Genomic DNA, 26,215 nt, shown 5'->3' with positions numbered 1-26,215 from the left:
GCGGCGGGGTGTCCCGGCGCGGCCGTGTCTCTGCGAGGCATTGACTGCCCCACCCCAACCCCTCCCCTGAAGGGGAGGGGCTTTCTTTCTGCTTTACGCCTTCAGGTCGAAGCGGTCGGCGTTCATCACCTTGGTCCAGGCCGCGACGAAGTCCCTGACGAACTTCTCCTCATGGCCGTTTTCGGCATAGACTTCGGCGACGGCGCGCAGTTCGGAGTTGGAGCCGAAGATCAGGTCGGCGCGGGTCGCGCGCCAGGTTTCGTGGCCGCCCTTGCGGTCGGTCGCGATGAATTCCTGATCGTCCGATCCTTCGGCAGCCTTCCAGACATTGGTCATGCCGAGCAGGTTGACGAAGAAATCGTTGGTCAGCTGGCCCGAGCGCTTGGTGAAGTGGCCATGGCCACGCTCGCCATGATTGGCACCGAGGACGCGCAGGCCGCCGATCAGCACGACCAGTTCGGGGACCGAGAGGCCGAGCAAAGACGCGCGGTCGAGCATCATTTCCTCGGTCTTCACCGCCAGCTTCTTCTTGCCGAGATAGTTGCGGAAGGCGTCGGCCTCCGGCTCCATTACGGCGAAGCTGTCGGCGTCGGTCTGCTCCTCGGTCGCATCGCCACGGCCGCCGGTGAAGGGAACGGGGACGTTGTGGCCCGCATCCTTGATCGCCTTTTCGAGACCGACCACGCCGCCGAGCACGATCGCGTCGGCCATCGACAGCGACCCGCGCAGCCCGTCGAGCGTGCTCAGCACCTTGGCCAGCATCTCCGGCTCGTTGACCTCCCAGTCCTTTTGCGGAGCCAGCCGCACGCGCGCGCCGTTCGCGCCGCCGCGATGGTCGGACTTGCGATAGGTGCTGGCCGATGCCCAGGCGGTCTTGATCAGCTGGCTGACGGTCAGGCCGCTGTTTGCGATCTTTTCCTTCACCGCCGCGACCTCGGCGTCGCTCGGCATGGTGCCGGCGGGGATCGGGTCCTGCCAGATCAGGTCCTCTTCGGGCACTTCCGGGCCGAGATAGCGGACCTTGGGGCCCATGTCGCGATGGGTCAGCTTGAACCAGGCGCGGGCAAAGGCGTCCTTGAACGCTTCATGGTCGTTGCGGAACTTCTCGCTGATGACGCGGAATTCGGGGTCCATCTTGAGCGCCATGTCGGCGGTGGTCATCATGGTCGGGACCTTGATGTTCGGATCCCACGCCGCCGGGGCCATGTCCTCTTCGCGCTGGTTGATCGGTTGCCACTGCTGCGCGCCGGCGGGCGAGTGGACCAGCTCGTAATCATAGTCGAGCAGCAGGCGGAAATAATTCTCCGACCATTGCGTCGGCGTGTTGACCCACGATCCTTCGATGCCGCTGGTCACGGTATGCTCGCCGATGCCGCCGCTCTCATGGCTGCTGACCCAGCCGAAGCCGAGCGCGGTGATGTCGCCCCCCGCGGGGGCGGCGCCGAGCAGCGACGCGTCGCCATTGCCATGCGCCTTGCCGAAGGTGTGGCCGCCGGCGGTAAGCGCGACGGTTTCCTCATGGTTCATCGCCATCCGCTCGAACGTCGCCTTCATGTCGCGCGCCGACAGTAGCGGGTCGGGGTTGCCGCCCGGCCCTTCGGGATTGACGTAGATGAGGCCCATCTGGATCGCGGCGAGCGGGCCTTCCAGCTCGTGCATGCCATGTTCGGGGGCGATACGGGTCTGGACGCCCTGGTTCACCCACTTGTCTTCGCTGCCCCAATAGATGTCGCGCTCGGGCTCGTACACATCGGCGCGGCCGCCGCCGAAGCCGAACACCGGGCCGCCCATGCTCTCGATCGCGACGTTGCCGGTGAGGATGAACAGGTCGGCCCAGCTGATCGCCTGGCCATATTTCTGCTTGATCGGCCAGAGCAGGCGGCGCGCCTTGTCGAGATTGCCGTTGTCGGGCCAGCTGTCGAGCGGGGCGAAACGCTGCTGCCCGCTATTGGCGCCACCGCGACCGTCGGCGGTGCGGTAGGTGCCGGCGGCGTGCCAGGCCATGCGGATGAAGAAGGGGCCGTAATGCCCGTAATCGGCCGGCCACCAGGGCTGGCTGTCGGTCATCAGCGCGGTCAGGTCGGCCTTGAGCGCGGCGTAGTCGAGCGTCTTGAACGCTTCGGCATAATCGAAATCGGGGCCCATCGGGTTGGACGGACCATTGGGGTTGAGGATTTCGGTCGCCAGCATCTCCGGCCACCAATCCTTGTTGGTGCGGCCGAGCAGCGCGCGAACGCCGCCATTGCCGTGCACGGGGCAGCCGCCGCCGTCGATCGATCCGGTCTTTGCGTCCATCGGGAATCCCTCCTTGCGTGATTGGTCTTGGAGGGAGGCTATCGAAGCGGGGCGCGCGGCGGAAACGGGATAAACCGGTCAGTGCGAGTGAGGAAATCGATTATGTCGCGGTTGTGTCATCGATTAGGGCGAACGAGCTGGGGATTGCATCCATTCGTCACCCCGGCCTCGTGCCGGGATCCACCCAACCTCAAGCGCGGCGATTGAGCCGCTTGCTTCGCGCCAGCCTCCCAGTGGACCCCGGCACAAGGCCGGGGTGACAAGATCAATTCGAGCGAATCGCGTCGATGAGTTCGTCCTTGGTCATGTCGGAGCGGCCTTCGATGCCGATCTCCTTGGCCTCGTCGTACAGCTCTTCCTTCGTGCGATCCTCGAGCCGGGTGCTCTTGTGGTCGAGCGAGCCTTCCGCCTTGGCGTTGGCGATGCGCGCGGCTTTCTCCTTCGACGCGCCGTCCTTGCGCAGCTCTTCGTAGAGTTTGTCGTCCTTGATCTGGGGTCCGTGGTCCTTGGCCATGATGCGTCTCCTGCCGATCTCAAGAAAACCTACGGGGAAACACAATGATCCCGGATTTGATGTGACAAACAGGCGACAAAGCCGGATCGACTGCCTATATGCCCGCGGATCGACCAACGACTCCCCCGAAGGGCCGATGCTGACCACACATCCGTTCGATGACGACAAGCTGCACGAAGAGTGCGGCGTATTCGGCGTTTCCGGTGCCGAGGGCGCAGCCGCGCTTGTCGCGCTGGGCCTCCATGCACTCCAGCATCGCGGGCAGGAGGCCGCCGGCATCACCAGCTTTGACGGCGCGCATTTCCATACGCACCGCGCGATGGGCCATGTCGCAGGCAATTTCGACCGCGACGAGGTGATCCGCGCGCTGGCCGGCGATGTCGCGTGCGGCCATGTCCGCTATTCGACCACCGGCGAGACCGCGCTGCGCAACGTCCAGCCGCTCTATGCCGAGCTGGCGAGCGGCGGGTTCGCGGTGGCGCATAACGGCAATATCTCAAACGCGATGCATCTGCGCCGCGAGCTGATCCGGCGCGGTTCGATCTTCCAGTCGACGTCGGATACCGAGACGATCATCCATCTGGTCGCGACGAGCGGCTACAAGGACCTGCTCGACCGGTTCATCGATGCGCTCAAGCAGGTCGAGGGCGCCTATTCGCTGATCTGCATGACGCAGGAAGGCATGATCGCGTGCCGCGACCCGCTGGGCATCCGTCCGCTGGTGATGGGCCGCCTTGGCGACAGCTTCATCTTCGCGTCGGAGACGGTGGCGCTCGACGTGGTCGGTGCGACCTATGTCCGCGATGTCGAGCCGGGCGAGCTGGTGATTGTCAAGGACGGCGCGATGCGATCGATCCGCCCGTTCACCGCGATCGCGCCGCGCCCGTGCATCTTCGAATGGGTCTATTTCAGCCGCCCGGATTCGATCGCGCAGGACCGATCGGTCTATACCGTGCGCAAGGGCATCGGCGCCGAGCTGGCGATCGAATCGCCGGTCGAGGCGGATCTGGTGATCCCGGTGCCGGATTCGGGCGTCCCTGCCGCGATCGGCTATGCCCAGCAATCGGGCATTCCGTTCGAGCTGGGCATCATCCGCTCGCACTATGTGGGGCGGACGTTCATCCAGCCGAGCGCGGAAGTGCGGCGGCTGGGCGTCAAGCTCAAGCACAATGCCAATCGCGCGCTGATCCAGGGCAAGCGGATCGTGCTGATCGACGATTCGATCGTGCGCGGCACGACCAGCCTGAAGATCGTCGAGATGATGCGCGAAGCGGGTGCTGCGGAAGTGCATATGCGCATCGCCAGCCCGCCGACGACGCATAGCTGTTTCTATGGCGTCGACACGCCCGAGCGCTCGAAGCTGCTCGCCGCGCAGCATGACGTGGCCGGCATGGCCAAGTTCATCAAGGCCGACAGCCTGGCGTTCGTGTCGATCGACGGGCTGTATCGCGCGTTGGGCGAGGCGCGGCGCGGCGACGTGCTGCCGCGCTACTGCGACGCGTGCTTTACCGGCGAATATCCGACCCAATTGACCGACCATGACGAGCAGGCAATCGGCCAGCTCGCGTTGCTCGACGAGAAACGCTGATCGCATGACAGAACAGGCACTTGCCGGGCGCATCGCGCTCGTCACCGGCGCGAGCCGTGGGATTGGCGCGGCGACCGCGATCGCGCTGGCGGCACAGGGCGCGCATGTCGTGCTGACCGCGCGCACCGCCGGCGGTCTTGAAGAGGTCGAGGAAGCGATCTTCGCGGCAGGCGGATCGGCGACGATCGCGCCGATGGACCTGATCGAGACGGATTCGATCCCGCGCCTCGCCGCCGCGGTGGCGGAACGCTGGGGCAAGCTCGACATCCTGGTCCTGAACGCCGCCGCGCTGGGCACGCTGTCGCAGATTTCGGCGTTCGATCCCAAGGAAGTGGCCAAGGTGCTGGCGCTCAACGTCAGCGCCCAGGCGGCGCTGATCGGCGCATTCGACGGGTTGCTGCGCAAGTCGGACGCGGGGCGCGTGATCGGCGTGACGTCGAAAGTCGGGCGCCAACCGCGCGCCTATTGGGGCCTGTACGGCGCGACCAAGGCGGCGTTCGAGAATCTGCTGCTGAGCTATGCCGACGAGGTGCGCAACCTGACCAAGGTACGCGTGGCACTGCTCGATCCGGGCGCGACGCGGACCAAGATGCGCGCGCGGGCGTATCCGGGCGAGGCGCCTGAGAGCGTCAAGCCGCCGGAAGACGTGGCGAACCGGATCGTTGCGATGCTGGGCGAGGATTTCGAGACGGGGGCGTTTGAGGCGCTGGGGTGATCCCTCCCCTATCACCCCGGGCTTGACCCGGGGCGGGGCTCCTTACTTCTGCTCCCGACGCACGCCAAGACAGCCCTGCCCCGGGTCAAGCCCGGGGCGACGAAATTTAGGTGATCGCTGGCTGCCCCCTCGACTTCCGTCATGCTGAACTTGTTTCAGCATCCACAGCGCAGCAGGCGACTGAACCGCTGGTGGAGACGCGGATCCTGAAACGAGTTCAGGATGACGGTGGGGTGGTTGATCGCGGCCTATCCAACAGGAGTTTAGCTGTCTGACCGGACAAACTGGCTTGCGAACTGCGTGTTATATGCGTGGAACTCGCCTTCTGGCGTGATCACCAATTCGGTCACATTTGATCGCTGAAAATCATCCTCACCCGCTGGGTCGTTGATTTTCAAGCTCACGGTCAGCGCACCATCGTCCGTCCCCAGCAATTTGAAGTCGTAGGCGACTAGCTTGCCGAAGCAGCTAACCTCGCCACCCGAAACAACCAACTCAGACGTCGAATCTTCGGCGTCGACCCATCGACCTTGCATTTGCGTGGGAAGCGATACGCTTCGGTCCTGTCGTTCCATCCCTCTACTCCCCCACCCCTTCGATCCCCAGCAACTCCACCGTGAACAGCAAGGTCGCGCCGCCCGGGATCGGGCCGCGGCCGGCGGGGCCGTAGGCGATGTCAGAGGGAATCGCGAACTCCACCTTGTCGCCGACGCCCATCAGCTGGACGCCCTCGGTCCAGCCGCGGATGACGCGGTTGAGCGGGAAGGTGATCGGCTGGCCGCGCTTGATCGAGCTGTCGAATTCGGCGCCGTCGGTGAAGGTGCCGACATAATGCACGGTCACGCGGTCGGTCGGTCCGGGGTGCTGGCCGGAGCCGTTGCCCGCGATCAGCCGCCAGCGCAGGCCGCTTTTCGTCACGTTCCAGCCTGCGCCGCCGTGCCGCTGCGCGAGGGCGAGCGATTGCTGATTGTGCCAGGCGACGTCCTGCGACCGGTCGGGCGCGTCCTGCGCGGCGGCGGGGAGCGCGATCAGCGCGGCGGCGATTGCGATGATGGGCTTCATGCTGCGAGGAACGCCTTGACCTGTGCCTGGAAGAAGGGCGCGTTGTCCCACATGATGAAGTGCGCGGAAGACGGCACGCGCACCAGCTTCGCGCCTTTGATCGGGGCGAAGGATGCCTGATAGAAGCCGTCCATCTGCGCGTCGGTGACCGGTGCGCCACGGGGCGTCACATAGAGCACCGTGGTCGGCGCGGTGATCTTGCCGAGTTCGGGCATCAAATTGGTCATGATCAGTTCGCCATAGGCGCGCGCGGAGACGTCGCGGTCGGACTTCATCGCGTCCTCCAGCGCGGGCGCGCGCATGGCTTCGGTCGCGACCATCGACGCGATCGTGCCTTCAAGCTGCTTGGCATAGGCATCCTGCGGGCTGTTGCGCATCCCGGCCATGATCTGGTCGGCGATCGGCTTGAGCGTCTCCGGCGTCGCCTGCGGGCCGCCGAACATCGCGCCGAGGAAGGGGAGCATGTCGACGACCATCAGCTTGCCGACCTGATCCGGGTGGCGCGCAGCGAGCATCATCGCCATCGTCCCGCCCATCGAATGGCCGATCACCGCGACCTTGCCGAGCTTGTTCTCCGCGATGTAGCGCGAGATTTCCTCGGCCACCGGTGCGGCGACATTGCCTTCGGTGTTCCCGCCCTTGTCGAGCCCACCGAACCCGCGCACCTGCACCTTGTGGTAACGATAGCCGGGGAGCGCTGCGGTCATTTCCGCCCAGACGCGGGGGCTGGAGGACAGGCCGGGGATCAGGATGACATCGGCACCCTTCCCCTCCACCGTCACAACGATGCGGTCGGAGGCGAAGCCCTTCGCCGCGGCGGGCGTGGGGAGCAGGGCTGCGGTCAGCAGCATCGCCAATGTCGCGAACAGGCCGCGGCGGTTCATCATCTAATCCCTCCCAAATGACAGGCGCCATGCCGGCGGTGCCGGGTCGCCCAGTTCGATGACCAGTTCTTCGTCCACCACCGCGTCTTCGTCCAGTTCCTCGGCGCTGAAAATCTCGCGATTCATCACGAAGCTGCCGTGATAGCCCGAGAAGCGCCAGTCGCCAGTCACTTCGGTGCCGTCCGCGCTGATCCGGCCCGAATAGGCAACGCTGTGCGCCAGCGGGCCAGCCGGGTCATATTGTTTGGTGAAGACCAGCGTATCGGCGCTGCGTGTTCCGGACACGAAGGCGCGTCGGATGTCGGACAGGCCGGTATCGTCGGGTTCGGTGATCGTCCCCTCCACCGCGCCGCCAAACTCCTCGAGATGCGCGATGAAGCTGTTTTCGGGCACGTCCCAGCCGGTCGCGAAATAGCGGCCATACCAGACGCCGGTCGCGTCGCGGGGGTCGTTCATGCAGGGTCCACCAGGGCAATAAGTTCGGGAAGGGTCAGCGGCTCGGCGCAGAGATAGCCCTGATAGGTCTGGCACCCCTCCTTGGCCAGCAGGTCGAGCTGTTCGGGGGTCTCCACCCCTTCGGCGATCACGGTCAGGCCGAGCGAGCGCGCCATATCGATCACGCCGCGCACGACGATACGGTCGCGCGCGCTGCCGGTGATGTCCTGCGTCAGCTTGCGGTCGACCTTGAGGTAATCGAGCGGGAGGGCTTTCAGATAGGCGAGGCTGGAATAGCCGGTGCCGAAATCGTCGATCGCGACGCGGCAGCCCGCGGCGCGCAACTCGCTGAGCAGGCGTGAGGCTTCGCCGAGATCGTCGATCAGCCCGCTTTCGGTAATCTCGACGGTCAGGCGCGCGCGCGGAAAGCCGCTGCTGTCGACCCAATCGAGGAACAGGTCGGCAAAGCCGGCACGCGCGACATCGGCGGCGGTGACGTTGACCGACAAGCGCAGGTGGCGGAGCGAGGCGGGCCAGCGCGCGGCCTGAGTTAGGGCGAGGCGCTGGACATGCTCCGACAGCGCGACCTCCAGCTCGGCACGCGCGGCAGCGGCGAACAGCGTTTCGGCGCCGACCTCGCCATGCTGCGGGTGACGCCAGCGGGCCAGCGCCTCGACCCCGACGATCGCGCCGGTGGCGACGGCGACCTGCGGCTGCAGGCGCAGCTCGATCTCGCCCGCCTCCATCGCGTGACGCAGATCGACCGCGAGCGCTTCGAGCGGGATGGAGCGGTCATCCTCGTCGCCGCTGAGCGCCTCGCTCACGCGGCGCAGCAAGGCGGCGGCATCGTCGCCCGGACGCGCGGTTGCGGTCGCTATGCGCGCGCCGACCGGGGCGATCGCGTCGCCGATCACGAAGGGGCGGGTCAGCGCCTCCTCGATTTCCGCGGCAGCGGCGGCGAGCGCTTGCGCGTCGGCATCTTCCGCCGCGACCAGAAACTCGGCCCCGCCCATCCGCGCCAGCGTCGCCCGGCGGCCGAGCGTGGCGCGCGCGGCATCCGCGATGCGGGTCGAGGCGGCGCGCAGGACCGAATCGCCCGCGTCGCGGCCATAGGCGGTGTTGACCATGTCGAACCGGCCGAGCGTGACGAGGACAACGCCGACCGGCTGCGCTTCGTCGAGGCGACGCGAGAGCCAGCGGCGCATGCCGGTGTCGTCGCGCACGCCGGTCAGCACGTCGCGGACCACCGCGCTCGCATCGACCTCGCCCAGCCGCTCGATCAGCGCGTGGATGCGGCCGGTGCGCGCGTCGCGCTGCAGATGCTCGACCACGCGGCCCGCGCCCGGCAGGTCGTGGGCGAAGGCGGTCGCCTGAAGCCCTTCGCGCAACCGCGCCAGCGCGCCGCGCATCGCACCGCGATCCGCCGCCTCGACATGGCGCAGCAGGGTGCGCAGCGACGGCGCGGAGCTGAGGCCCAGCATCGCCGCGAGTGCCGGCGTGACCTGCAGCGAGCGCAGCGCCGGATCGTAACGCCAGCCGAGCGGTTCCCCGGTCGCACGGGCCGCGTCGGTCCCGGTGCGCTGGGCGTGGCGGGCGGCGAAGCGCAGCGCCTGAACGAACTCGACCTCGCGCATCGGGCTGGCGAGAAAGTGCGTGGCACCGGCGTCGTAGAATTCGCCCAGCCGCGCGGTGTCGTCGCGCGACACGAGCGCGAGCAGCGCGGCGCCATTGGCGCTGGTCACGGGTGCCATCGCGCGGACGGCGGCAAGCCCTTCGGCAACCGAACCCCGCGCATCGACCACCGCCACCGCCGCCCCGCTGGCCAGGAAGCGCCGATCGGCCCCCTCCCCGCGCCGCGCCGCCACGACCCGCCAGCCCGCGCGCGCCGCCTGCGCCGCAAGCTCGTCGCGCTGGCGGAACGACAGCAGGAACAGCGGCCGGTCGCGCCCGGTCATCGGTGTGGCAGGAACGGGCGCGGCGTCGGTCATCGCGGCCATTCCTAACGCAAGCCTTGTCCCGGCGCTACGAACAGCTTAGCTCCTTTTGCATGGCGAGCGATCGGCCTCTGATGGACCGGCATGGCCGCGCGATCCGCTACCTGCGGGTATCGGTCACCGACCGCTGCGACCTGCGCTGCCGCTATTGCATGGCCGAGGAGATGCAGTTCCTGCCGCGCAGCGAAGTGCTGTCGCTGGAGGAAATCGCGCTGATCGCCGAGCGCTTCGTCGCGCGCGGGGTGAGCAAGATCCGGCTGACCGGGGGCGAGCCGCTGGTGCGGCGCGATGCGCTGGAGCTGGTGCGGCGGCTGGGGCGCAGCGTGGGCGCAGGGCTGGACGAGCTGACGCTGACCACCAACGGCACGCAATTGGCGACCCATGCGGCGGCGCTGGCGCAGGCCGGCGTGCGGCGGATCAATGTCAGCCTCGACAGCCGCGACCCGGCCATGTTCCGCCATATCACCCGGCGCGGCGATTTGGCCCAGGTGCTGGACGGCATCGCCGCCGCGCGCGCGGTGGGCCTCACCGTCAAGATCAACATGGTCGCGCTGAAGGGGCTGAATGACGCGGAGATCCCCGCGATGCTCGACTGGACCAGCGCGCAGGGCATGGACCTGACGCTGATCGAAACCATGCCGATCGGCGCGATCGACGAGGATCGCGCCGATCGCTTCGTGCCGCTGACCCGCGTGCTCGACGATTTGTCTGCACAATTCGAACTGACCCGCGACACGCATGACAGCGGCGGGCCGGCGCGGTACTGGCGGGTCGGCGGGACCGGCGCGCGGCTGGGCCTGATCTCCCCGCTCACGGGTAATTTCTGCGACAGCTGCAACCGCGTGCGGCTGACTACGGAGGGCAAGTTGTTCACCTGTCTGGGTCATGACGACGAGGTCGATCTGAAGGCCGCGATCCGCGGTGGCGGGCTGGCGGCGGTCGATGCCGCAATCGATGCGGCGCTGGCGGCCAAGCCCGCGCGGCACGACTTCGACGTCGCGCAGGGCGCTGCGCCGGCCGTTGCGCGCCATATGAGCGTGACCGGCGGATGAGCGACGTGCGCCGGGCGCTCGCCGCCTCCCCCACGACCCCCGCCGAAACGGCGGCGGCGGAACTGCTCGCCGGGCGCGACTGGGTGCCGGTGGAGGATGCCGACATGGTCGTCGCGCTGGGCGGCGACGGCTTCATGCTCCAGACGCTGCACGCGATGCTGGAGCGGCGGCGGATCGTGCCGGTGTTCGGCATGAACCTCGGCACCATCGGCTTTCTGATGAACGACTGGCAGCCCGAGGGGCTGGAGGACCGGCTCGCCCGGGCTCGGCCGTTCAAGGTGTCGCCGCTGGTGATGACCGCGACGACGATGGACGGCGAGACTCATGTCCTCCCCGCGATCAACGAAGTGTCGCTGCTGCGCGAGACGCGCCAGACCGCCAAGCTGGAAGTTCGCGTCAACGACCGCGTGGTGCTGCCCGAACTGGTATGCGACGGGATCCTGGTCGCGACGCCGGCGGGGTCGACTGCCTATAATCTGTCGGCGCATGGCCCGATCCTGCCGCTCGGCTCGCGCCTGCTCGCGCTCACCCCGATCAGCCCGTTCCGGCCGCGCCGCTGGCGGGGCGCGATCCTGCCCGAAAAGACGCGCATCTCGCTGCGCGTGCTCGACCCCGGCAAGCGCCCGGTGAGCGCAGTCGCCGATCAGCGCGAAGTGCGCGACGTGGCGCAGGTGGACATCGCGATCGACCGCAATCGCGACCTGACGCTGCTGTTCGATCCCGAGCATGCGCTGGATGAGCGGATCACGATGGAACAGTTTATCGCGTAAGAACGCTATCCTCCCCCGCCAGGGGGAGGTGGCACCGAAGGCGACGGAGGGGGAGGACGGCTGTGTCGTCCGATCTCTCGCCGAGACCCTTCCTCCCCCTCCGTCACGCTGCGCGTGCCACCTCCCCCTGGCGGGGGAGGATAGAGGCGACCGATCGCTAATGTCGATACAGCCTACGCCTCCATCAACCAGGCGATCGCTGCCTCACGCGTGTCGAACACCTGAATATCCGGCCGTATCTGCTGCAAGCGCTTGATCTGCATCCGCGCGGTGGCGGTGGTCACGACAAAGGCGACCTTGCGAGCCCAAATGGCGCGCACGGCCGGATTGTCCAGCGTCTGGAGAATGTGATCGACCGTCGCGGTCGGCAGGCTCGGGATCGCGCTGCCGTCATACAGTGTCACATGCTGCCCGATGTCCGGCCCGAAACTCTGGATCGCGGCGCGCAGTTCCTCGCCAGCCCAGGCCGAGTCTTCGGGCGATTGCATCGTCAACACGGTCAGAATCAGCAGCTTGCGCGAACGATCGATCTCGATCCGGTAGCTACGTCCCTCTTCCATGCCCCATCATAGCAACAATTGACGACAAGAGGCTTAAATGTCGCGAAATTCGGCGGGCCTCAGCCGCGCACCACCCCGACCTCGGCGAACGGCTTGGGCTCGATCGGCGGGATCGCGCTGTCGTTCAGCTCGCACTGCCAGATGCCGATATCGACCCAGCGGCCCTGCTTGAACCCGATCTCGCGCAACTGCCCGGCGCGGCGAAAGCCGACCTGCTCATGCGTCTTGATCGACTGGTCGTTGGGTAGCGAGATCACGCCGATCGCCTGGGTAAAGCCCTGCGCGCGCAGCGTGTCGATCAGCGCTTCGTACAGCAGCCGCCCTACGCCCTGCCCCTGCACCGCGCCCGCGACATAGACCGAGGTTTCGACGACATAGCGGTACGCCGCGCGCTCGCGGAACTTGGTGGCATAGGCGTAGCCCAGCACGCCCTTCCCCTCGCCATTGGTCGCGACGATCCACGGATAAAGCCCGTCCGATGCCTCCATCCGCCCGCGCATCGCGCGCGCGTCCGGCGGCTCGAACTCGAAACTCACCGTGCCGGTCAGCACATAGGGCGCATAGATGGCGGCAATCGCCGCCGCGTCGCCGGGTTCGGCGGCGCGCAACTGAATCTGGATCACGCGTTCAGTTCCTCACAGGCCCAGCTTCGCCATCACCAGATCGATGAGCCGCGCATCCGCCTGCGCCTGCGGCCCCGTCATCGGGCCATAGGCCGCGCATTCGAGGCAGCGTGCCTGCATCGACGACGCCCCCGCGAGCCGCTTCGCATCGCCCAGCGCCTGCGCCAGCACCGCGCGGCGATCGCCAGCGATCCGGGCATAGAGGTCGCCGCCGCTCTCCGGCGCCGCCTCTTCCTCCTCGTCGCTGTCGCCGCCCGACATGAACCCGGCGATCAGCTTGCTGAACCAGTCGGGCTCCTTCTCCAGGAACACCGCATGGGTCTTGGCCGGATCCAGCTTGGCGCGCTTGGCCGCTTCGGCAACCGCGTCGTCAAGATTGCCGAACCGGTCGACCAGCCCCAGCTGACGCGCGGTGCCGCCGTCCCACACGCGGCCCTGACCGATCTCGTCGACCCGCGCCGTCGTCATCTTGCGCGAACCGGCGACCAGGCCGACGAAGCGGCGATAGCCCTGCTCGATCCCCGACTGCAGCACCCGGTCCACTTCGGCATTGGTGCCGGCATAGACGTCGGGCTGGCCGGTCAGCGGCGTGGTCTTCACGCCATCCGACGTCACGCCGATCTTGGCGAGGCTGTTCTCGAACGTCGGCAGGATGCCGAAAATGCCGATCGACCCGGTGATCGTGTTCGGCTCGGCAAAGATCACGTCGCCGGGCGTCGAGACCCAGTAACCGCCGCTCGCAGCCAGGCTGCCCATCGACACCACGACCGGCAGGCCCTGTGCCTTGGCCTGCAGGATCGCCTGACGGATGCGTTCGGACGCCAGCGCCGATCCGCCCGGCGAATCGACGCGCACGACCAGCGCCTTCAGCTTCTTGTCGGCCAGCCCCTTCAGCAGCAGATTGGCGATGGTGTCGCCCGCGGCCACGCCCGGCCCGGCCTTGCCGTCGACAATCTCTCCCGCAACGGTGATCACGCCGATCGCGTCGCCGGTCTTGGGCGCGGGATTGGCCTCCAGCCAGTTGGCGAGCTTGATCGTCTTGTAACTGCCCGCCGGCTTGTTCGCATCGACGCCGGCGATTTCCGCCACGCGCTTGCCGAACGCCAGCCGGTCGCCCAGCTTGTCAACCATGCCGAGCTGCTGGTTCATCTTGGCAAAGTCGCCATTGGCTGCGGCAACGGCGTCCGCCGGAGTCGTCAGCAGCGGTTCGATCCGCGCCTTGGGCCGCGCCTTCTTCACCGCTTCGCGCCACTGGCCGAAGATCGCGCCGTACAGCGCCTCGTTTGCCTGCTTCGCCTCGGGCGACTGGGCGGTCAGGATATAGGGTTCGACCGCCGACTTGAATTTGCCGACCTTATAGACGTGCGTGGTGACGCCCAATTTGTCGATCAGCCCCTTGTAATAGAGCCGCGATCCGCCGGGTCCGGTGAACAGCGTGCCGCCCATCGGGTCGACCCAGATCTCGCTGGCATTGGCGGCGAGCAGATAGCTCGCATCGCTATAGCCGGTGGCATAGGCCAGCACCGGCTTCTTCGCGTCGCGCACGCGGCGGATCGCCTCGCCGACTTCAGCCACCGCAGCGGGGTAACCGCCGCCGAACCGGTCGAGGTCGAGCACGACCACCTTGACCCGCGCATCGTCCTTCGCCGCGTCGAGCGCGCGGACCAGATCGCGCATGCGATATTCGCGCGGCACATCACCGCCGCCAAAGCCCCCGAACGGATCGGCCTCGGCTGGCTGCTCGACGATCGTGCCGTCGATCGCCAGCACCAGCGCGCCGTCCTTGACCCCGCCCGGATTGGGCTTGGCCGACAACAATGCGAACAGCGCCCCGAAGAAGAACAGCATGAACAGCAGGACCAGAGCGTCCTTGATGCCGACCAGCAGCTTCCATGCGCCGCGTACCAGTTTCACGTGCCTATTCTCCGAAATGCCCCGTGCGATTGACGCACAGGTAGGACCTTTGGGCAAGGGAGTAAAGCAGCTGTGTTAAGGGAGTGATACAGGCGCAATCGGGTGTCAGAGCGCCAGTCGCCACATGATCGATATGCGCCAATCCTCGGCATAGCCGGGATAGGGGTCGTCGATCGGCTTCGCCGCCTCTACCCCCAGCTCGGCGCGTTCCCTGAAGCGCAGCCGTCCGCCGACGCCGGCCGACGCCATCGACAGGTCAAACGCCGGATCGATCCCGCGTGATGCGACGCCGATCCAAGCGCGGTCGGCAAAGGCATAGAGTTCGCTCGTTGCGAACGCGCCGCCCTTGACCGGGCGCACCGCGACTTCGCCCAACGCCCCGGCGCCCTTGTCGGCGGTGAGAAACGCAGTGTCGAACGCCCGCCCCAACTCCTCGCCCCCGACCGAGAATCGCTCCGCGGCAGGAAGCCGGTCGCCACTATATTGGCCCGACAGGTTGAGCCGGGCGGTGACGCGCGCACCGATCGCCTGCGCCACGCTCGCCCCGGCGCTGACCTTGAAAAAGCCGGGTTCGGCGAACGGCGCGATCACCCGCTGGCCAGCGATGTTCAGCCCCTGCGACGCCGCTACGCTGATCGACCAGGCACGTTTTTCGCGCGTGTCGGACATGCTCGCCGCCGCGCGCAGCGCCCGGGTGCGCTCGGTCGCGATCAGATTTCCCAGCACCGCATTGTCACTGTTCAGCCCATCGATCCCGACGCTGACATCGACGCTACGGCGGAAATCGCGGATCAGCGGATAGCTCAGCGTCAGGGCGGCCAGCTTGGCCCGGCCCACCACCTGCGTCCCCTTTGGCCGGGTCTCGAGATAGGCTGCGCTCATACTCGCAGTCAGGCCGCTGGCGGTTAGCGGTGCCTGATAATTGGCTACGGCATAGCGATAGCGCTTGAGGTCACTCGCTGCGGACAGGTTGACCGATAGATGGTCGCCATCGGCGGCCGCGCCAAAAAAGTCCGCATTCGCGTCGAACTGCCCGTCCCCGGTCAGGTCGACGCCGCGATTGCTGAACCCGACGCCGAACTTGCTGCGGCGCTGCTTGGGCGTCACGGTCAGCGTAAGCGCGCCAGTGCCGTCGGGGTCGGTGAAGGCGGGTTCGAATGTCAGTCCCGGAATCGCGCGCATCAGAGTCAGCTGCCGCTCGAACGTCGCACGGCTAAGCGGTGTTTCCGCAAGCAACGGGGCCATGCGTGCGCGCAACAGGTCATGTCGGCCGCGCTCGCCATCGATTTGCGCCCGGGCGATATGTCCCTCGGTCAGCAAGACCTCTACCACATCCCCGGCAAAGTCCTGCTCCGGGATCGCAATCGTATAGAGCGCCACCCCGCTCTTGCCATAGGCCCGCGACAAGGTGCCGGCGAGTTCGGCAAGCGTCGCCGTCGTCATCGCCTTGCCCAGAAAGCCTTCGGCGGCCCGCGCCACGCCAGCGGGCGCCTCGACGCCACGAAACCGAATGCCGCGGATCGGCCGCCCGGTACCGGCGATCGAGATGTTGGGGCGTGTCGGTGCAGGGCGCGCCTCGATCTCCGGTGCTGTCGCCTTCGGGCGGTCGATACGTCCGCGATCGATCAGGCGCCGGCGGTCCTGCGGCTCCCCCGCAGCCGCCAGCGTCAATAGCGTCGCCAGCATGGGTTCCTCCCTGTCGGTGTCGGCGGCCCGCGCCGATGCGCATGGCCGCCGTGCCGTTCAGTCCTTGCCGCCGATCAGGCCTCCGACCAGCCCTTTGGGCTTTGCCTGGCCCTGCGCCGGTGCATGCGGTTGCTCGGTCGGCTTGCCGATTATTCCGCCCTTAAGGCCCTTGACCGGTGCCAGCAGGCCGCCATTGGCGGTTGCGCCGGGAACGTCGATGGCCAGCAACTTGCCGCCGGACGCCGCACTCACCGTCGCCAGCTTGCCCGTGTTTGGATTTTGCGCCAGGACGTTGAGGCCGATCAGCCCACGCGAGCCTTCGGGCGCAGCAATCACCTTGCCCTTGCCCAGGTCGAGCGCGACGAGCGCGCCAAGCTTGCCACCGACTCCGTCGATGATCAGGCCGCCCGATCCGGTGCCACCGCTGCCCTCGCCGATCTGAACCAGCGTCTGGCCGGTTCCTGCCAGGACTGCCGTGACCTTGCCGGTCAGGATGCCGCTTTTGGGCACCACGCCGTTGACCACTTGTGCGAGGCCGTCATGCTTGCCCGCAACGCCGATCACGGTGTTGCCTGCGGTGACGATCAGATTGCCGACCAGATTGCCACCTGCCGTGCCGCCCGACGAACCGCCCGGCATTCCGCCCGAGCTGCTGCCGGTTCCGCCGCCGGAACTGCTGGAGCCACCGCTCGAGCTCGATCCGCCCGAGCTGCCACTTGAGCTGTCACCGCTGGGCGGGGCGTCCCCGACCCAACCGATCCGGTGCTGTCCGGAGCTTTCACATCCTGCCAGGAGCAGCGCCGCTGTTGAGGCGGCCGCCAGCGCCGGCAAAATTGCCGTTCTGCCAATCATCCCACATCTCCTTCTTCAGGCGATAGTTCCACGCGTCGCCCGAGTGCAGAATATCCAAGTTTGACAACGGGTTCCGACAGCGAGCGCATTTTAATGGTTACTGATTTATTGAATTTTGTTACTTGTCCGCAACTTGCAGCATACTTGCATGGATAGCACTCGTTTCTATCCGTCGGATTCTTTGCGCCGCCGATCGCCCGGACCCGTTGACGACTCCGCGCCGCTCACCCATATGCCTGCTGCTGGCACTCGCCGGGGGTGAGTGCCAACACTCTATTCAACCACGTTCAGGAGAGCTCCATGAACTTCCGTCCGCTGCACGATCGCGTGCTGGTCCGCCGCGTTGAGGCCGAGGCCAAGACCGCCGGTGGCATCATCATTCCCGACACCGCCCAGGAAAAGCCGCAGGAAGGCGAAGTCGTCGCCGCCGGTTCGGGCGCCAAGAATGAAAAGGGCGAGGTCACCCCGCTCGACGTCAAGGCCGGCGACCGCATCCTGTTCGGCAAATGGTCGGGCACCGAGGTCAAGGTCAACGGTGAAGACCTGCTGATCATGAAGGAAAGCGACATCCTCGGGATCGTCGGCTGACCTTCTCTAGCTCACTTTTGTCATTTTCCACATTTTGAAAGGGTTTCCATCATGGCAGCCAAGGACGTAAAATTCAGCCGCGACGCGCGTGAGCGCATCCTGCGCGGCGTCGACATCCTCGCCGACGCGGTGAAGGTCACGCTGGGGCCGAAGGGCCGCAACGTCGTGATCGACAAGAGCTTCGGCGCCCCGCGCATCACCAAGGACGGCGTCAGCGTCGCCAAGGAAATCGAACTGAAGGACAAGTTCGAGAATATGGGCGCGCAGATGGTCCGCGAGGTCGCCTCGAAGACCAACGACGTCGCCGGCGACGGCACCACCACCGCCACCGTGCTCGCCCAGGCGATCGTGCGTGAGGGCATGAAGTCGGTCGCGGCCGGCATGAACCCGATGGACCTGAAGCGCGGCATCGACCTCGCGGTGACCAAGGTCGTCGCGGACCTGCAGTCGCGTTCGAAGCCGGTTTCGGGCTCGAGCGAGATCGCCCAGGTCGGCATCATCTCGGCCAATGGCGACCGTGAAGTCGGCGAGAAGATCGCCGAAGCCATGGAAAAGGTCGGCAAGGAAGGCGTGATCACGGTCGAAGAGGCCAAGGGTCTCGAGTTCGAGCTGGACGTCGTCGAAGGCATGCAGTTCGACCGCGGCTACCTGTCGCCCTACTTCATCACCAACCCCGAGAAGATGGCGGTCGAACTCAACGACCCGTACATCCTGATCCACGAGAAGAAGCTGTCGTCGCTCCAGGCGATGCTGCCGATCCTCGAGGCGGTCGTGCAGTCGGGTCGCCCGCTGCTGATCATCGCCGAGGACATCGAGGGTGAGGCACTCGCCACGCTGGTCGTCAACAAGCTGCGCGGCGGCCTGAAGGTCGCAGCGGTCAAGGCGCCGGGCTTCGGCGATCGTCGCAAGGCGATGCTGGAAGACATCGCGATCCTGACCAAGGGCGAAGTGATCAGCGAAGACCTGGGCATCAAGCTCGAGTCGGTCACGCTGAACATGCTCGGCACCGCCAAGCGCGTGTCGATCGACAAGGACAACACCACCATCGTCGACGGTGCGGGTGAAGCCGATGCGATCAAGGGCCGCACCGACGCGATCCGTCAGCAGATCGAAGTCACGACTTCGGACTATGACCGCGAAAAGCTGCAGGAGCGCCTTGCAAAGCTGGCCGGCGGCGTTGCCGTCATCAAGGTCGGCGGCGCTTCGGAAGTCGAAGTGAAGGAGCGCAAGGACCGCGTCGACGACGCGCTGCACGCAACCCGCGCAGCCGTTGAAGAAGGCATCGTCCCCGGTGGTGGCACCGCGCTGCTCTACTCGACCAAGGCGATCGAAGGCCTGACCGGCGCGAACGAGGACCAGACCCGCGGCGTGGACATCGTCCGCAAGGCGCTGACCGCCCTTGTCCGCCAGATCGCGGCCAATGCCGGCCATGACGGCGCGGTCGTGTCGGGCAAGCTGCTCGACCAGACGGACACGTCGTTCGGCTTCAACGCCGCGACCGACACGTACGAGAACCTGGTCTCGGCCGGCGTGATCGACCCGACCAAGGTCGTCCGCACCGCGCTGCAGAACGCGGCTTCGGTCGCCGGCCTGCTCATCACCACCGAAGCGGCGGTGAGCGAGCTGCCGGAAGACAAGCCCGCAATGCCCGCAATGGGCGGCGGCATGGGCGGTATGGGCGGCATGGACTTCTGACCTAGAGGTGCCTGAGTTAGCCACGCTAACTCAGGACTCCTCAGGTCCGGACGGCGGGCGGCGGCAAGCCGCCGACCCGACCGACGAGTCCCCGGCTTTGCCGGGGACCGGATCCAAACCTCCCAGCCAACCGGCGAACCAAAAAAAGGGCCGGGGAGTCACCTCCCCGGCCCTTTTTCATACGCCACGCTTACACGCACACTCACCGCATCCCGAGCAACCGGAATGCCGCAATCGCCTGATCCATCGTCTCCCGCTCGCCCGGAGCTTCGTCGCTGGGTGGCGTCGGGCTGACCATGATGCTGCCCACGCTGTAACGCGGCAGCCTTGCCCACTTATCCTTCGGCATGTTCGCCGCCACGGGCAGCCGCCGACCGAAATCGCTCGGCACGGCATGGCGGTGATAGCCGCTGCGCCACACCACGCGATACTTGCTCGGCACCGTCCGCCACGGCCCGTCGGCGCGCATCATGTCGCGGCCACAGCGGGTGCAGCGGGTGAAGAAATAGCCCTGGTTCCAGATCTCGTCGCCGGGCTGATGCCCGGTCAGGTGACAGCGCCCCATGCCCCGCCCCCGCTCACTGGAGCTTCGTCGCCGAGTGGACCAGCGCGACCAGGTCGGCGTCGTCCGACTTCATCGCATCCTCGATCGACCAGATCTCGAACGTCTCGCCCGCGCCGACGAACAGCGCCGCATTGGCGATCCCCGCCACCGCGCGCGCCCAGCTCGGCAGCTTGACGAACTCGTTCGGGCGCCAGAACTCCTCGCAGAACCCGAACAGCCGGCGCGATGGCGCGGGCGGCGGCGGGATGTCGCGGCGCGCCGCAGCATCGGCGCTGTCCAGGCCGGGCCGGTCGCACTTCATGGTCAGCTGCTGCCACCATTGCACGCTCGATCCGACCAGGCAGTTTTGCGAGCCGTGCAGGCCAAGAAAGATGCTCGGCCCTTCGCTGCTCACATTACGACGCACGAACGAAGGCAGCCGGACCAGCCCATTGGTCTTGACCGGCACGATGCAATGCCCCGCATAGGGCACGAACCCGCCCACGGATCGCGTCGGCCGCGCCGGCGGTGCCGGGGCAAAGCGGCCATCGGTCGGCGCAAACAGGCTGCGACCGCTTGTCGCTGAAGGTGTCCACGGGGACACGCGCCCCCCGCTGGAGGTCGTCCGAACGCTTTCCGAAACAACGCTACGCATACCCACTCCCTGTGTTCGACTCGCCGTCTCAACAAGCATCTTTTCCATCGATTCGTGGTTAATCAGCGATATCGGGATTTTACGATCCGAGAATCTACAACTCGCAAAATCACAGCAACCAGAGCGATATACCACTGAAACGATTCAGATCGAATACGTATTCGTAGCATCTAAATTACTTACAAGTGCCACAATTACTGATCAATATTTGACCTACATATCGTTTTATGTACGTTATTGGAGATCATGTGAAATATGTATGCATGATCACGCCAGAAGTCGGATTCGCGAATCAATCTCAACTTGCGGTCGCTCAGCGCCAACAATCGCGGTAAATCCGCGAGTCGCGGCGAACCCGGACCCGATCGATCTGCCCCCGCACGGTCGATGATCGCAATGTTGCGTTACCCAAATGGGAAGTAATCGACGCACCGTGGTGACACCGCTTCCCCGGATGCACGGAACGAATTTTCCTTACCGGGCAAGACGTGCACGAACTTGGGGAAATTTAACGCTTCGCCGTTACGCCATGCGCGTGATCCAGACTGATCAGGAGCGGCGATGAACGCGGTGACGGCCATCGACACGGGCGGCGAGCGCGTCTTCGCGCCCGATGCGCTGTGCCCCGTTGCGGCCGAACCGCAGGTCGAGGTGATGGCACTTCCCTGCCCCGACGCCGCATGGGCAGCCGCGTGGGACGCGCTCGCAGCCGACGCCGCCGAGCCGGATGTCTTCGCCGAACGCTGGTTCGCCGATGCGAGCCGGCATCTGCTCCCGCCCGGTGTCCGTCAGCTCGCGGTACGGAGCAATGGCCAGCTGATCGGCCTGCTGCCGGTCATCCCCGCCACCCGCTACGGCCGCATCCCGCTGCGCCACACCGAAAACTGGGCGCATTATCACCGCTTTCTCGGCGCCCCCCTGCTGCGGCGGGGCCATGAGGCGCAAGCGTGGCGCGCGCTGCTAACCGCGCTGGATGCCGATCCGGCGGCGGGCGCGCTGCTGCATGTCAGCGGGCTGGTCGAAGGGGGGCCGGTGCATCGCGGCCTGATCGCCGCCGCCCATGACCTCAGCCGCCCCTGCGACACGGTCCACCGGATCGAGCGCGCGATGCTGGCGACCGACCTGTCGCCCGACGCCTATTACGCCGCCACGGTGCGCAAGAAGAAGCGCAAGGAACTCGGCCGCCTGCGCTCCCGCCTGCTCGAACAGGGGCGGGTCGAAACCCGCCGTCTCGGTCCCGAGGATGCGGTCAGCGACTGGATCGAGGACTTCCTCGCGCTCGAACGCGCCGGATGGAAGGGCGCAGCCGGCTCGGCGCTCGCGTGCACGCCCGAAACCGCCGCATTCTTCCGCGACGCCGTCATCAGCGCGCACGCTGCGGGCAAGCTCGACATCATCCGCATCGATCTCGACGGCACCGCGATCGCGATGCTGGTCAACCTGCTCGCGCCACCCGGCGCATTTTCGTTCAAGACCGCGTTCGATGAACGCCTCTCGCGCTTCTCGCCCGGCGTGCTGCTGCAGATCGACAATCTCCAGCTGCTCGCACGCGGCGACATCGCCTGGATGGACAGCTGCGCGGTCGAGAATCATCCGATGATCAACAGCCTGTGGGGCGAGCGGCGCGCGATCGTCCGCGTCTCGGTCCCGCTTGCCGGAGCCCACCGCCGAGCCCTGTTCACCGCCGCGCGCGGGCTCGAGCGCGCCGCCGCCGCCGTCCGCGCGCTGCGCACCACCCGTCCCGTTTCCGCCCTGGAGAGCGACGCATGACCCCGATCTTCGACACCGACGCGCGCGCCGCATTCTCGGCGCTCTATCCGGAACGGCCCGGCGTTTTCGGCCACCATCTGTGCGGCCACAACTTGTTTGAGCTCGACGCGCTGGTCGCGCTGTCGCAGCGCATCCGCCCAGTCGATGTCGAACAGAATCTGGCGCACATCCCGGTCGGGATCGACCCGGCGGAGCTGAAGAGCAACGGCCTGTCGGTGGAGGAAACGATCCGCTCGATCGAACAGAACGGGTCGTGGATGGTGCTGAAGTTCGTCGATCAGGACCCGCTCTACCGCGCGCTGCTCGACACCGTGCTGGACGAGATCGAGCCGCTCGTCGCGCGTAGCACCGGCGCGATGCTGAAGCGTGAGGCGTTCATCTTCGTTTCCTCGCCCGGCGCGGTCACGCCCTTCCACATCGACCCCGAACACAATATCCTGATGCAGTTGCGCGGGGAAAAGGTGATGACCGTCTTCCCCGCCGCCGACCCCGAACTGGTGCCGGGCGCGCTGCAGGAGGCGTTCCACCAGGGCGGTCACCGCAACCTGCCCTTCCACGACAGCTTCGCCGCCAAGGGCACACCGCTGCGCCTCACGCCCGGCGACGCGCTCTATGTCCCGGTCAAGGCACCGCACTGGGTGCAGAATGGCGACGCGATGTCGATTTCGCTCTCGGTCACCTGGCGCTCCGAATGGAGCTATCGCGAGGCGGACGCGCACGCGCTCAACCGCCTGCTGCGCAAGGCTGGGTTGCAGCCCGCGATGCCCGCACGGTTCCCGCAGCAGAATCACCTCAAATCCATCGCCTGGCGCGGCATTCAAAAGGCGCGGCGGATGACGGGACACGCCGAGTGACCGCGCATTTCCCGCGGATCGAGGCGCAGACCGCGCCGGTCGCCGCGCGCGTGATCGATTGCTTCGACACGCTCGTGCGCGATGCCGCGGGCATGCTCGACCGTCCGTTTCAGCGCAGCCCCTATGACCGGATCGACTGGCTGGGGCTGACCGCACGGCATCTCTGGCCCGACGCGCCGATCGCCGTTGCGACCGTGCGCCAGGGGCCGCACGCGCTGTGGCTGCCACTCCGGGTCAGCGGGTGGGGCCGCGCATGCAGCTTCGCGCGCTGGTACACGCTCGCCTTCGCCCCGATCGCCACGCCGGGCTGCCCGGCAGAGGTGCGCGCGGCGCTGCTCGATCGACTGGTCGCACAGGTCGGCACGCGGTTCGGTGCGCTAACCCTGTGGCCGCTGGAGCCGGAAATCTCGGCCGAGCTGCAATCGGCTTTCCGCCGCGCAGGCTGGATCGCGGTCGAGCGGGTCGAAACCGCGCACTGGGTCGCGCGCACCGCGGGACACGACTTCGACGCCTATTGGGCGAAGCGCGGGTCGAAGCTGCGCAACACCGTGCGCCGCCGCGCGAAGAACAGCCCGGTCGCGACGATGATCTTCGACGGCTTCGACGCCGAGGCCTGGGCCGCCTATGAAGCGGTCTATGGCGGCAGCTGGAAGCCGAATGAGGGCTCCCCCGCCTTCGTCCGCGCCTTCGCCGAGCAGGAAGGGGCAGCGGGCACCCTGCGCCTCGGCATCGCGCTGCGCGACGGACAGCCGGTCGCCGCGCAATTCTGGACGGTCGAGCAGGGCGTCGCAACGATCCACAAGCTCGCCCATCTCGAAAGCGAGCGCGCCAATTCGCCGGGCACGCTGCTATCGCACGCGATGTTCCAGCATGTCCTGGACCACGACCGGCCCGACCTGATCGACTATGGCAATGGCGATGAGGGCTACAAGGCCGAATGGATGGACGAGCGCCGCGTGCGCCATCGCCTGCGCCTGTTCAACCCGCGCAGCGTCAGCGGGCTGACCGCCGGCGCCACGACCGCCGCGCAGGCGCTGGTGCGGCGCTTCGCGCGCTGACACTGGCCGGGCGCACCCGCGCGACCTATAGCCCGACCATGCGCGCTGCCGATCACCGCCTGCCCCTGATCCTGTTGCCGCTCGCGCTGTTCGGCGTCTTCTTTCACTGGCAGATTCTCGACATCGGCAATGTCGGCTGGCTGCTGCGCGGCACCGACAATGGCGAGAATGCGCTGGGCTTGCACGCTTGGCTGCACGATCCCGCGCCCGGCTTCCTGCGCACCAGCCTGCTCGGCGCGCCGGAGGGGACGCCGCTGTTGTTCACCGACAGCAACCCGTTGCTCTCTGCGATCGCCTTCCTGCTGCAATGGGCGCTGCCCGCCGACGCGCAGCTGATCGGCTGGTGGCTGCTCGCCTGCCTGTTCCTGCAAGTGGTCTTCGCGTGGCTGCTGCTGCGCCGCCATGCGCCCGGCCCGGTCGCCCTGTGGTGCGGGGTGATCCTGCTCGCCGCGCTGCCGACCCTGTTCAACCGCGTCGTCCATGTGAACCTGATGGCGCACTGGCTGATCCTGTGGGCGCTGTGGCGGTTCGACGATCCGCAGCGGTCGGCGTCCAATCGCGGCTGGGCGGTGCTGATCGCCCTGACGACATTGGTGCACTCCTATTTGCTGGTCATGGTCGGCGCGATCTGGGCGAGCGCGATGCTGGAGCGGCTGGGCAAGGACCGCCGTGCCCTGCCGCGTCTGCTCGGTGAGGGCGCGGCGATGGTCGCGATGGTGCTCGCCATCGCCTGGAGCCTCGGTGTGTTCGGCGACTTCCAGTCCTCGGGCAATTACGGCGCCTTCGCCATGCCGCTCGACGCGCTGTGGAACCCCGCGGTTGAGACTTATTCGACCTTCCTTCCCGCAATCGAACAGCGCCCCGGGCGGGGGTTTGAGGGGTTCCAGTATCTCGGTCTCGGCCTGCTCCTCCTGCTTCCCGCTGCAGCGATCCTTACGCGCCGCCTGCCCCGCCCCGCCCCCGGCGCGCCGGACAGCCTGTCGCGCTATCGCTGGCTGATCCCGGCGCTGGTCGTGCTGACCCTGCTCGCGGTCAGCACCTATCCCGATTTCGCCGGATACGCACTCCCGCGCCTGCATCTGCCGGTCGAGATCGCCAATGCACTCGACTCCGTCCGCGCCTCGGGACGGCTATTCTGGCCGGTCGCCTATGTGCTGGTGTTCGCCGCGCTCCGCGTGATCTATCGCCTGCCCGAGCGGACCGCCCGGCTCGCGCTGATCGCGGCAGTCGTAGTGCAGGTCGCCGACCTCGTGCCCATGTCGGCCGCGATCCGCGCCCAATCGGCCGAAGCCCGTAGCGACCCGCTTTACGTTCGCACCACCTCGCCCGAATGGGACCGGCTGATCGCGCAGGCCGACGACATCGCCTTCGTCCCCGGTGACGTCACCAAGGGGCTCGGCCATTTTCAGGAAATCGCCTGGCGCGCCGCCAAGGCAGGCGTGCCGGTGCGCAGCGTCTATGTCGCCCGCACCTCCCACGCCAGCGCCGCACGGCAACAGGCCGAAACCGACCGCTTCCGGGCTGGCGAGGTCGTGCCGGGTCGCCTCTACATCCTGATCGACGGTGAACGCGTCCCGCCGCCGCTGATCATGCAGGCCCGACCACTCGACGGCGTCACGATCCTGTTCGTGCCAAAGGGCTAAGCTTCACCCTTCATCGCCGCCAGCACGCGCTTGACCTCCTGGCTGCGCCCGCGCGGCAGGATCAGCACATCGTCGCCATCGACCACGACGATCAGGTCGCTCACGCCGACCAGCGCGACCTTCTTGCCGTCGCCCGCGCGGACCAGGCAGTTGGCGGTGTCGATCGCCACGACATCGCCGCGGCACGCATTGTTGCTCGCATCGCAGGCGCTGATCGCGTGCAGCGCGTCCCAGCTGCCGACATCGGACCAGCCCATGCGCACCGGCACCACCGCGACCTTCGACGCCTTCTCCATCACCGCATAGTCGATCGAGTCCGATGGCGAGCGCGCAAACTCGGCGGCATCGGGCAGGATGCGATTGCCCTCCCGCACCGCGCGGTCCATCGCCGCGCGCGCCGCCGCCAGCATCTCCGGCGCGAACTCCGCCAACGCTTCGACGAACACGTCTGCACGGAACAGGAA

The 26,215-nt window shown here is 67.0% G+C and carries 24 protein-coding genes and 1 pseudogene; 10 read left to right on the top strand and 15 right to left on the bottom strand.

Features of this window, described 5'->3' with window-relative positions:
* Positions 1-93: 93 nt before the first annotated feature.
* Positions 94-2,295 carry a catalase/peroxidase HPI gene (katG, locus tag AX681_RS15635; RefSeq protein ID WP_066661207.1) on the bottom strand — a complete coding sequence of 734 codons (2,202 nt, stop codon included), beginning with the start codon at positions 2,293-2,295 and terminating at the stop codon, positions 94-96.
* A 265-nt stretch (positions 2,296-2,560) separates the two neighbouring features.
* Positions 2,561-2,809, bottom strand: coding sequence for a DUF7218 family protein (locus AX681_RS15630; protein WP_066661204.1), 249 nt, complete (start codon positions 2,807-2,809; stop codon positions 2,561-2,563).
* Between the two features lie 136 nt (positions 2,810-2,945).
* On the opposite strand from AX681_RS15630, the gene purF reads away from it, so the two are divergent.
* Positions 2,946-4,397 carry an amidophosphoribosyltransferase gene (gene purF, locus AX681_RS15625; protein WP_066661200.1) on the top strand — a complete coding sequence of 484 codons (1,452 nt, stop codon included), beginning with the start codon at positions 2,946-2,948 and terminating at the stop codon, positions 4,395-4,397.
* Between the two features lie 4 nt (positions 4,398-4,401).
* The gene (locus AX681_RS15620) at positions 4,402-5,112 is read left to right on the top strand and encodes an SDR family NAD(P)-dependent oxidoreductase (protein ID WP_066661196.1); all 711 of its coding nucleotides are present in this window, start codon (positions 4,402-4,404) and stop codon (positions 5,110-5,112) included.
* Between the two features lie 263 nt (positions 5,113-5,375).
* On the opposite strand, the gene AX681_RS15615 is transcribed toward AX681_RS15620, so the two are convergent.
* From AX681_RS15615 to AX681_RS15595, 5 genes are read right to left on the bottom strand one after another with little or no spacing between them, the layout of a single operon-like run.
* The gene (locus AX681_RS15615; protein WP_066661193.1) at positions 5,376-5,687 is read right to left on the bottom strand and encodes a hypothetical protein; all 312 of its coding nucleotides are present in this window, start codon (positions 5,685-5,687) and stop codon (positions 5,376-5,378) included.
* Positions 5,688-5,691: 4 nt separating this feature from the next.
* A complete protein-coding gene (locus AX681_RS15610) occupies positions 5,692-6,174 on the bottom strand; it encodes an FKBP-type peptidyl-prolyl cis-trans isomerase (RefSeq protein ID WP_066661188.1) in 483 nt (160 codons plus the stop codon).
* Entirely contained in the window at positions 6,171-7,061 is an 891-nt protein-coding gene (locus AX681_RS15605; protein ID WP_066661185.1) for an alpha/beta fold hydrolase, read from the bottom strand. Before AX681_RS15605 ends, AX681_RS15610 begins: the two co-directional genes overlap by 4 nt.
* Positions 7,062-7,514 (bottom strand): hypothetical protein, encoded by a 453-nt coding sequence (locus tag AX681_RS15600; RefSeq protein ID WP_066661183.1) that lies wholly within the window; start codon positions 7,512-7,514, stop codon positions 7,062-7,064.
* On the bottom strand, positions 7,511-9,481 hold the full coding sequence (locus tag AX681_RS15595) for a putative bifunctional diguanylate cyclase/phosphodiesterase (RefSeq protein ID WP_066661216.1): 1,971 nt from the start codon (positions 9,479-9,481) through the stop codon (positions 7,511-7,513). Before AX681_RS15595 ends, AX681_RS15600 begins: the two co-directional genes overlap by 4 nt.
* A gap of 80 nt (positions 9,482-9,561) precedes the next feature.
* Between AX681_RS15595 and moaA the strand changes: the two genes are divergently transcribed.
* Positions 9,562-10,539, top strand: coding sequence for a GTP 3',8-cyclase MoaA (gene moaA, locus AX681_RS15590; protein WP_231733767.1), 978 nt, complete (start codon positions 9,562-9,564; stop codon positions 10,537-10,539).
* Positions 10,536-11,309 (top strand): NAD kinase, encoded by a 774-nt coding sequence (locus AX681_RS15585; RefSeq protein ID WP_066661176.1) that lies wholly within the window; start codon positions 10,536-10,538, stop codon positions 11,307-11,309. Before moaA ends, AX681_RS15585 begins: the two co-directional genes overlap by 4 nt.
* A gap of 173 nt (positions 11,310-11,482) precedes the next feature.
* On the opposite strand, the gene AX681_RS15580 is transcribed toward AX681_RS15585, so the two are convergent.
* From AX681_RS15580 to AX681_RS15560, 5 genes are all read right to left on the bottom strand, one after another.
* Complete coding sequence (locus tag AX681_RS15580; RefSeq protein WP_066660792.1) at positions 11,483-11,869, bottom strand: hypothetical protein; 387 nt, start codon at positions 11,867-11,869, stop codon at positions 11,483-11,485.
* 59 nt (positions 11,870-11,928) lie between these two features.
* Positions 11,929-12,492: a GNAT family N-acetyltransferase gene (locus AX681_RS15575; RefSeq protein ID WP_066660789.1), complete on the bottom strand. Its 564-nt coding sequence runs from the start codon at positions 12,490-12,492 to the stop codon at positions 11,929-11,931.
* A 12-nt stretch (positions 12,493-12,504) separates the two neighbouring features.
* Complete coding sequence (gene sppA, locus AX681_RS15570) at positions 12,505-14,406, bottom strand: signal peptide peptidase SppA (RefSeq protein WP_066660786.1); 1,902 nt, start codon at positions 14,404-14,406, stop codon at positions 12,505-12,507.
* Positions 14,407-14,511: 105 nt separating this feature from the next.
* Positions 14,512-16,092 carry a ShlB/FhaC/HecB family hemolysin secretion/activation protein gene (locus tag AX681_RS15565; RefSeq protein WP_066660784.1) on the bottom strand — a complete coding sequence of 527 codons (1,581 nt, stop codon included), beginning with the start codon at positions 16,090-16,092 and terminating at the stop codon, positions 14,512-14,514.
* 57 nt (positions 16,093-16,149) lie between these two features.
* Positions 16,150-16,731, bottom strand: a complete 582-nt coding sequence (locus AX681_RS15560; RefSeq protein WP_066660782.1) for a hypothetical protein — start codon at positions 16,729-16,731, stop codon at positions 16,150-16,152.
* Positions 16,732-17,244: 513 nt separating this feature from the next.
* On the opposite strand from AX681_RS15560, the gene groES reads away from it, so the two are divergent.
* On the top strand, positions 17,245-17,532 hold the full coding sequence (gene groES, locus AX681_RS15555) for a co-chaperone GroES (protein ID WP_066660780.1): 288 nt from the start codon (positions 17,245-17,247) through the stop codon (positions 17,530-17,532).
* Positions 17,533-17,583: 51 nt separating this feature from the next.
* Positions 17,584-19,227, top strand: coding sequence for a chaperonin GroEL (gene groL / locus AX681_RS15550; RefSeq protein ID WP_066660777.1), 1,644 nt, complete (start codon positions 17,584-17,586; stop codon positions 19,225-19,227).
* A 202-nt stretch (positions 19,228-19,429) separates the two neighbouring features.
* Here groL and AX681_RS15545 read toward each other — a convergent pair whose 3' ends face one another.
* Complete coding sequence (locus AX681_RS15545) at positions 19,430-19,792, bottom strand: hypothetical protein (RefSeq protein ID WP_066660774.1); 363 nt, start codon at positions 19,790-19,792, stop codon at positions 19,430-19,432.
* 13 nt (positions 19,793-19,805) lie between these two features.
* A complete protein-coding gene (locus AX681_RS15540; RefSeq protein ID WP_197424303.1) occupies positions 19,806-20,375 on the bottom strand; it encodes a hypothetical protein in 570 nt (189 codons plus the stop codon).
* A gap of 612 nt (positions 20,376-20,987) precedes the next feature.
* On the opposite strand from AX681_RS15540, the gene AX681_RS15535 reads away from it, so the two are divergent.
* From AX681_RS15535 to AX681_RS15520, 4 genes are read left to right on the top strand one after another with little or no spacing between them, the layout of a single operon-like run.
* Positions 20,988-22,196 (top strand): GNAT family N-acetyltransferase, encoded by a 1,209-nt coding sequence (locus AX681_RS15535; protein WP_156442772.1) that lies wholly within the window; start codon positions 20,988-20,990, stop codon positions 22,194-22,196.
* Positions 22,193-23,050 (top strand): cupin-like domain-containing protein, encoded by an 858-nt coding sequence (locus AX681_RS15530; protein WP_066660767.1) that lies wholly within the window; start codon positions 22,193-22,195, stop codon positions 23,048-23,050. The genes AX681_RS15535 and AX681_RS15530 overlap by 4 nt, the downstream gene beginning before the upstream one ends.
* Positions 23,047-24,108, top strand: a complete 1,062-nt coding sequence (locus AX681_RS15525; protein ID WP_066660764.1) for a GNAT family N-acetyltransferase — start codon at positions 23,047-23,049, stop codon at positions 24,106-24,108. Before AX681_RS15530 ends, AX681_RS15525 begins: the two co-directional genes overlap by 4 nt.
* 38 nt (positions 24,109-24,146) lie before the next feature.
* Positions 24,147-25,751, top strand: coding sequence for a DUF6311 domain-containing protein (locus tag AX681_RS15520; RefSeq protein ID WP_066660761.1), 1,605 nt, complete (start codon positions 24,147-24,149; stop codon positions 25,749-25,751).
* On the opposite strand, the pseudogene AX681_RS15515 reads toward AX681_RS15520, so the two are convergent.
* Positions 25,748-26,215, bottom strand: a pseudogene (locus tag AX681_RS15515) (mannose-1-phosphate guanyltransferase); the annotation flags it as partial. The gene AX681_RS15520 and the pseudogene AX681_RS15515 sit on opposite strands and share 4 nt — an antisense overlap.

The organism is Sphingomonas sp. CCH9-E2 (genome assembly GCF_001557215.1).
In the GTDB taxonomy this organism is placed as follows: Bacteria; Pseudomonadota; Alphaproteobacteria; order Sphingomonadales; family Sphingomonadaceae; genus Sphingomonas.
The sequence above is the reverse complement of the archived record's forward strand: the minus strand, read 5'-3'. Positions and strand labels throughout refer to the sequence as shown.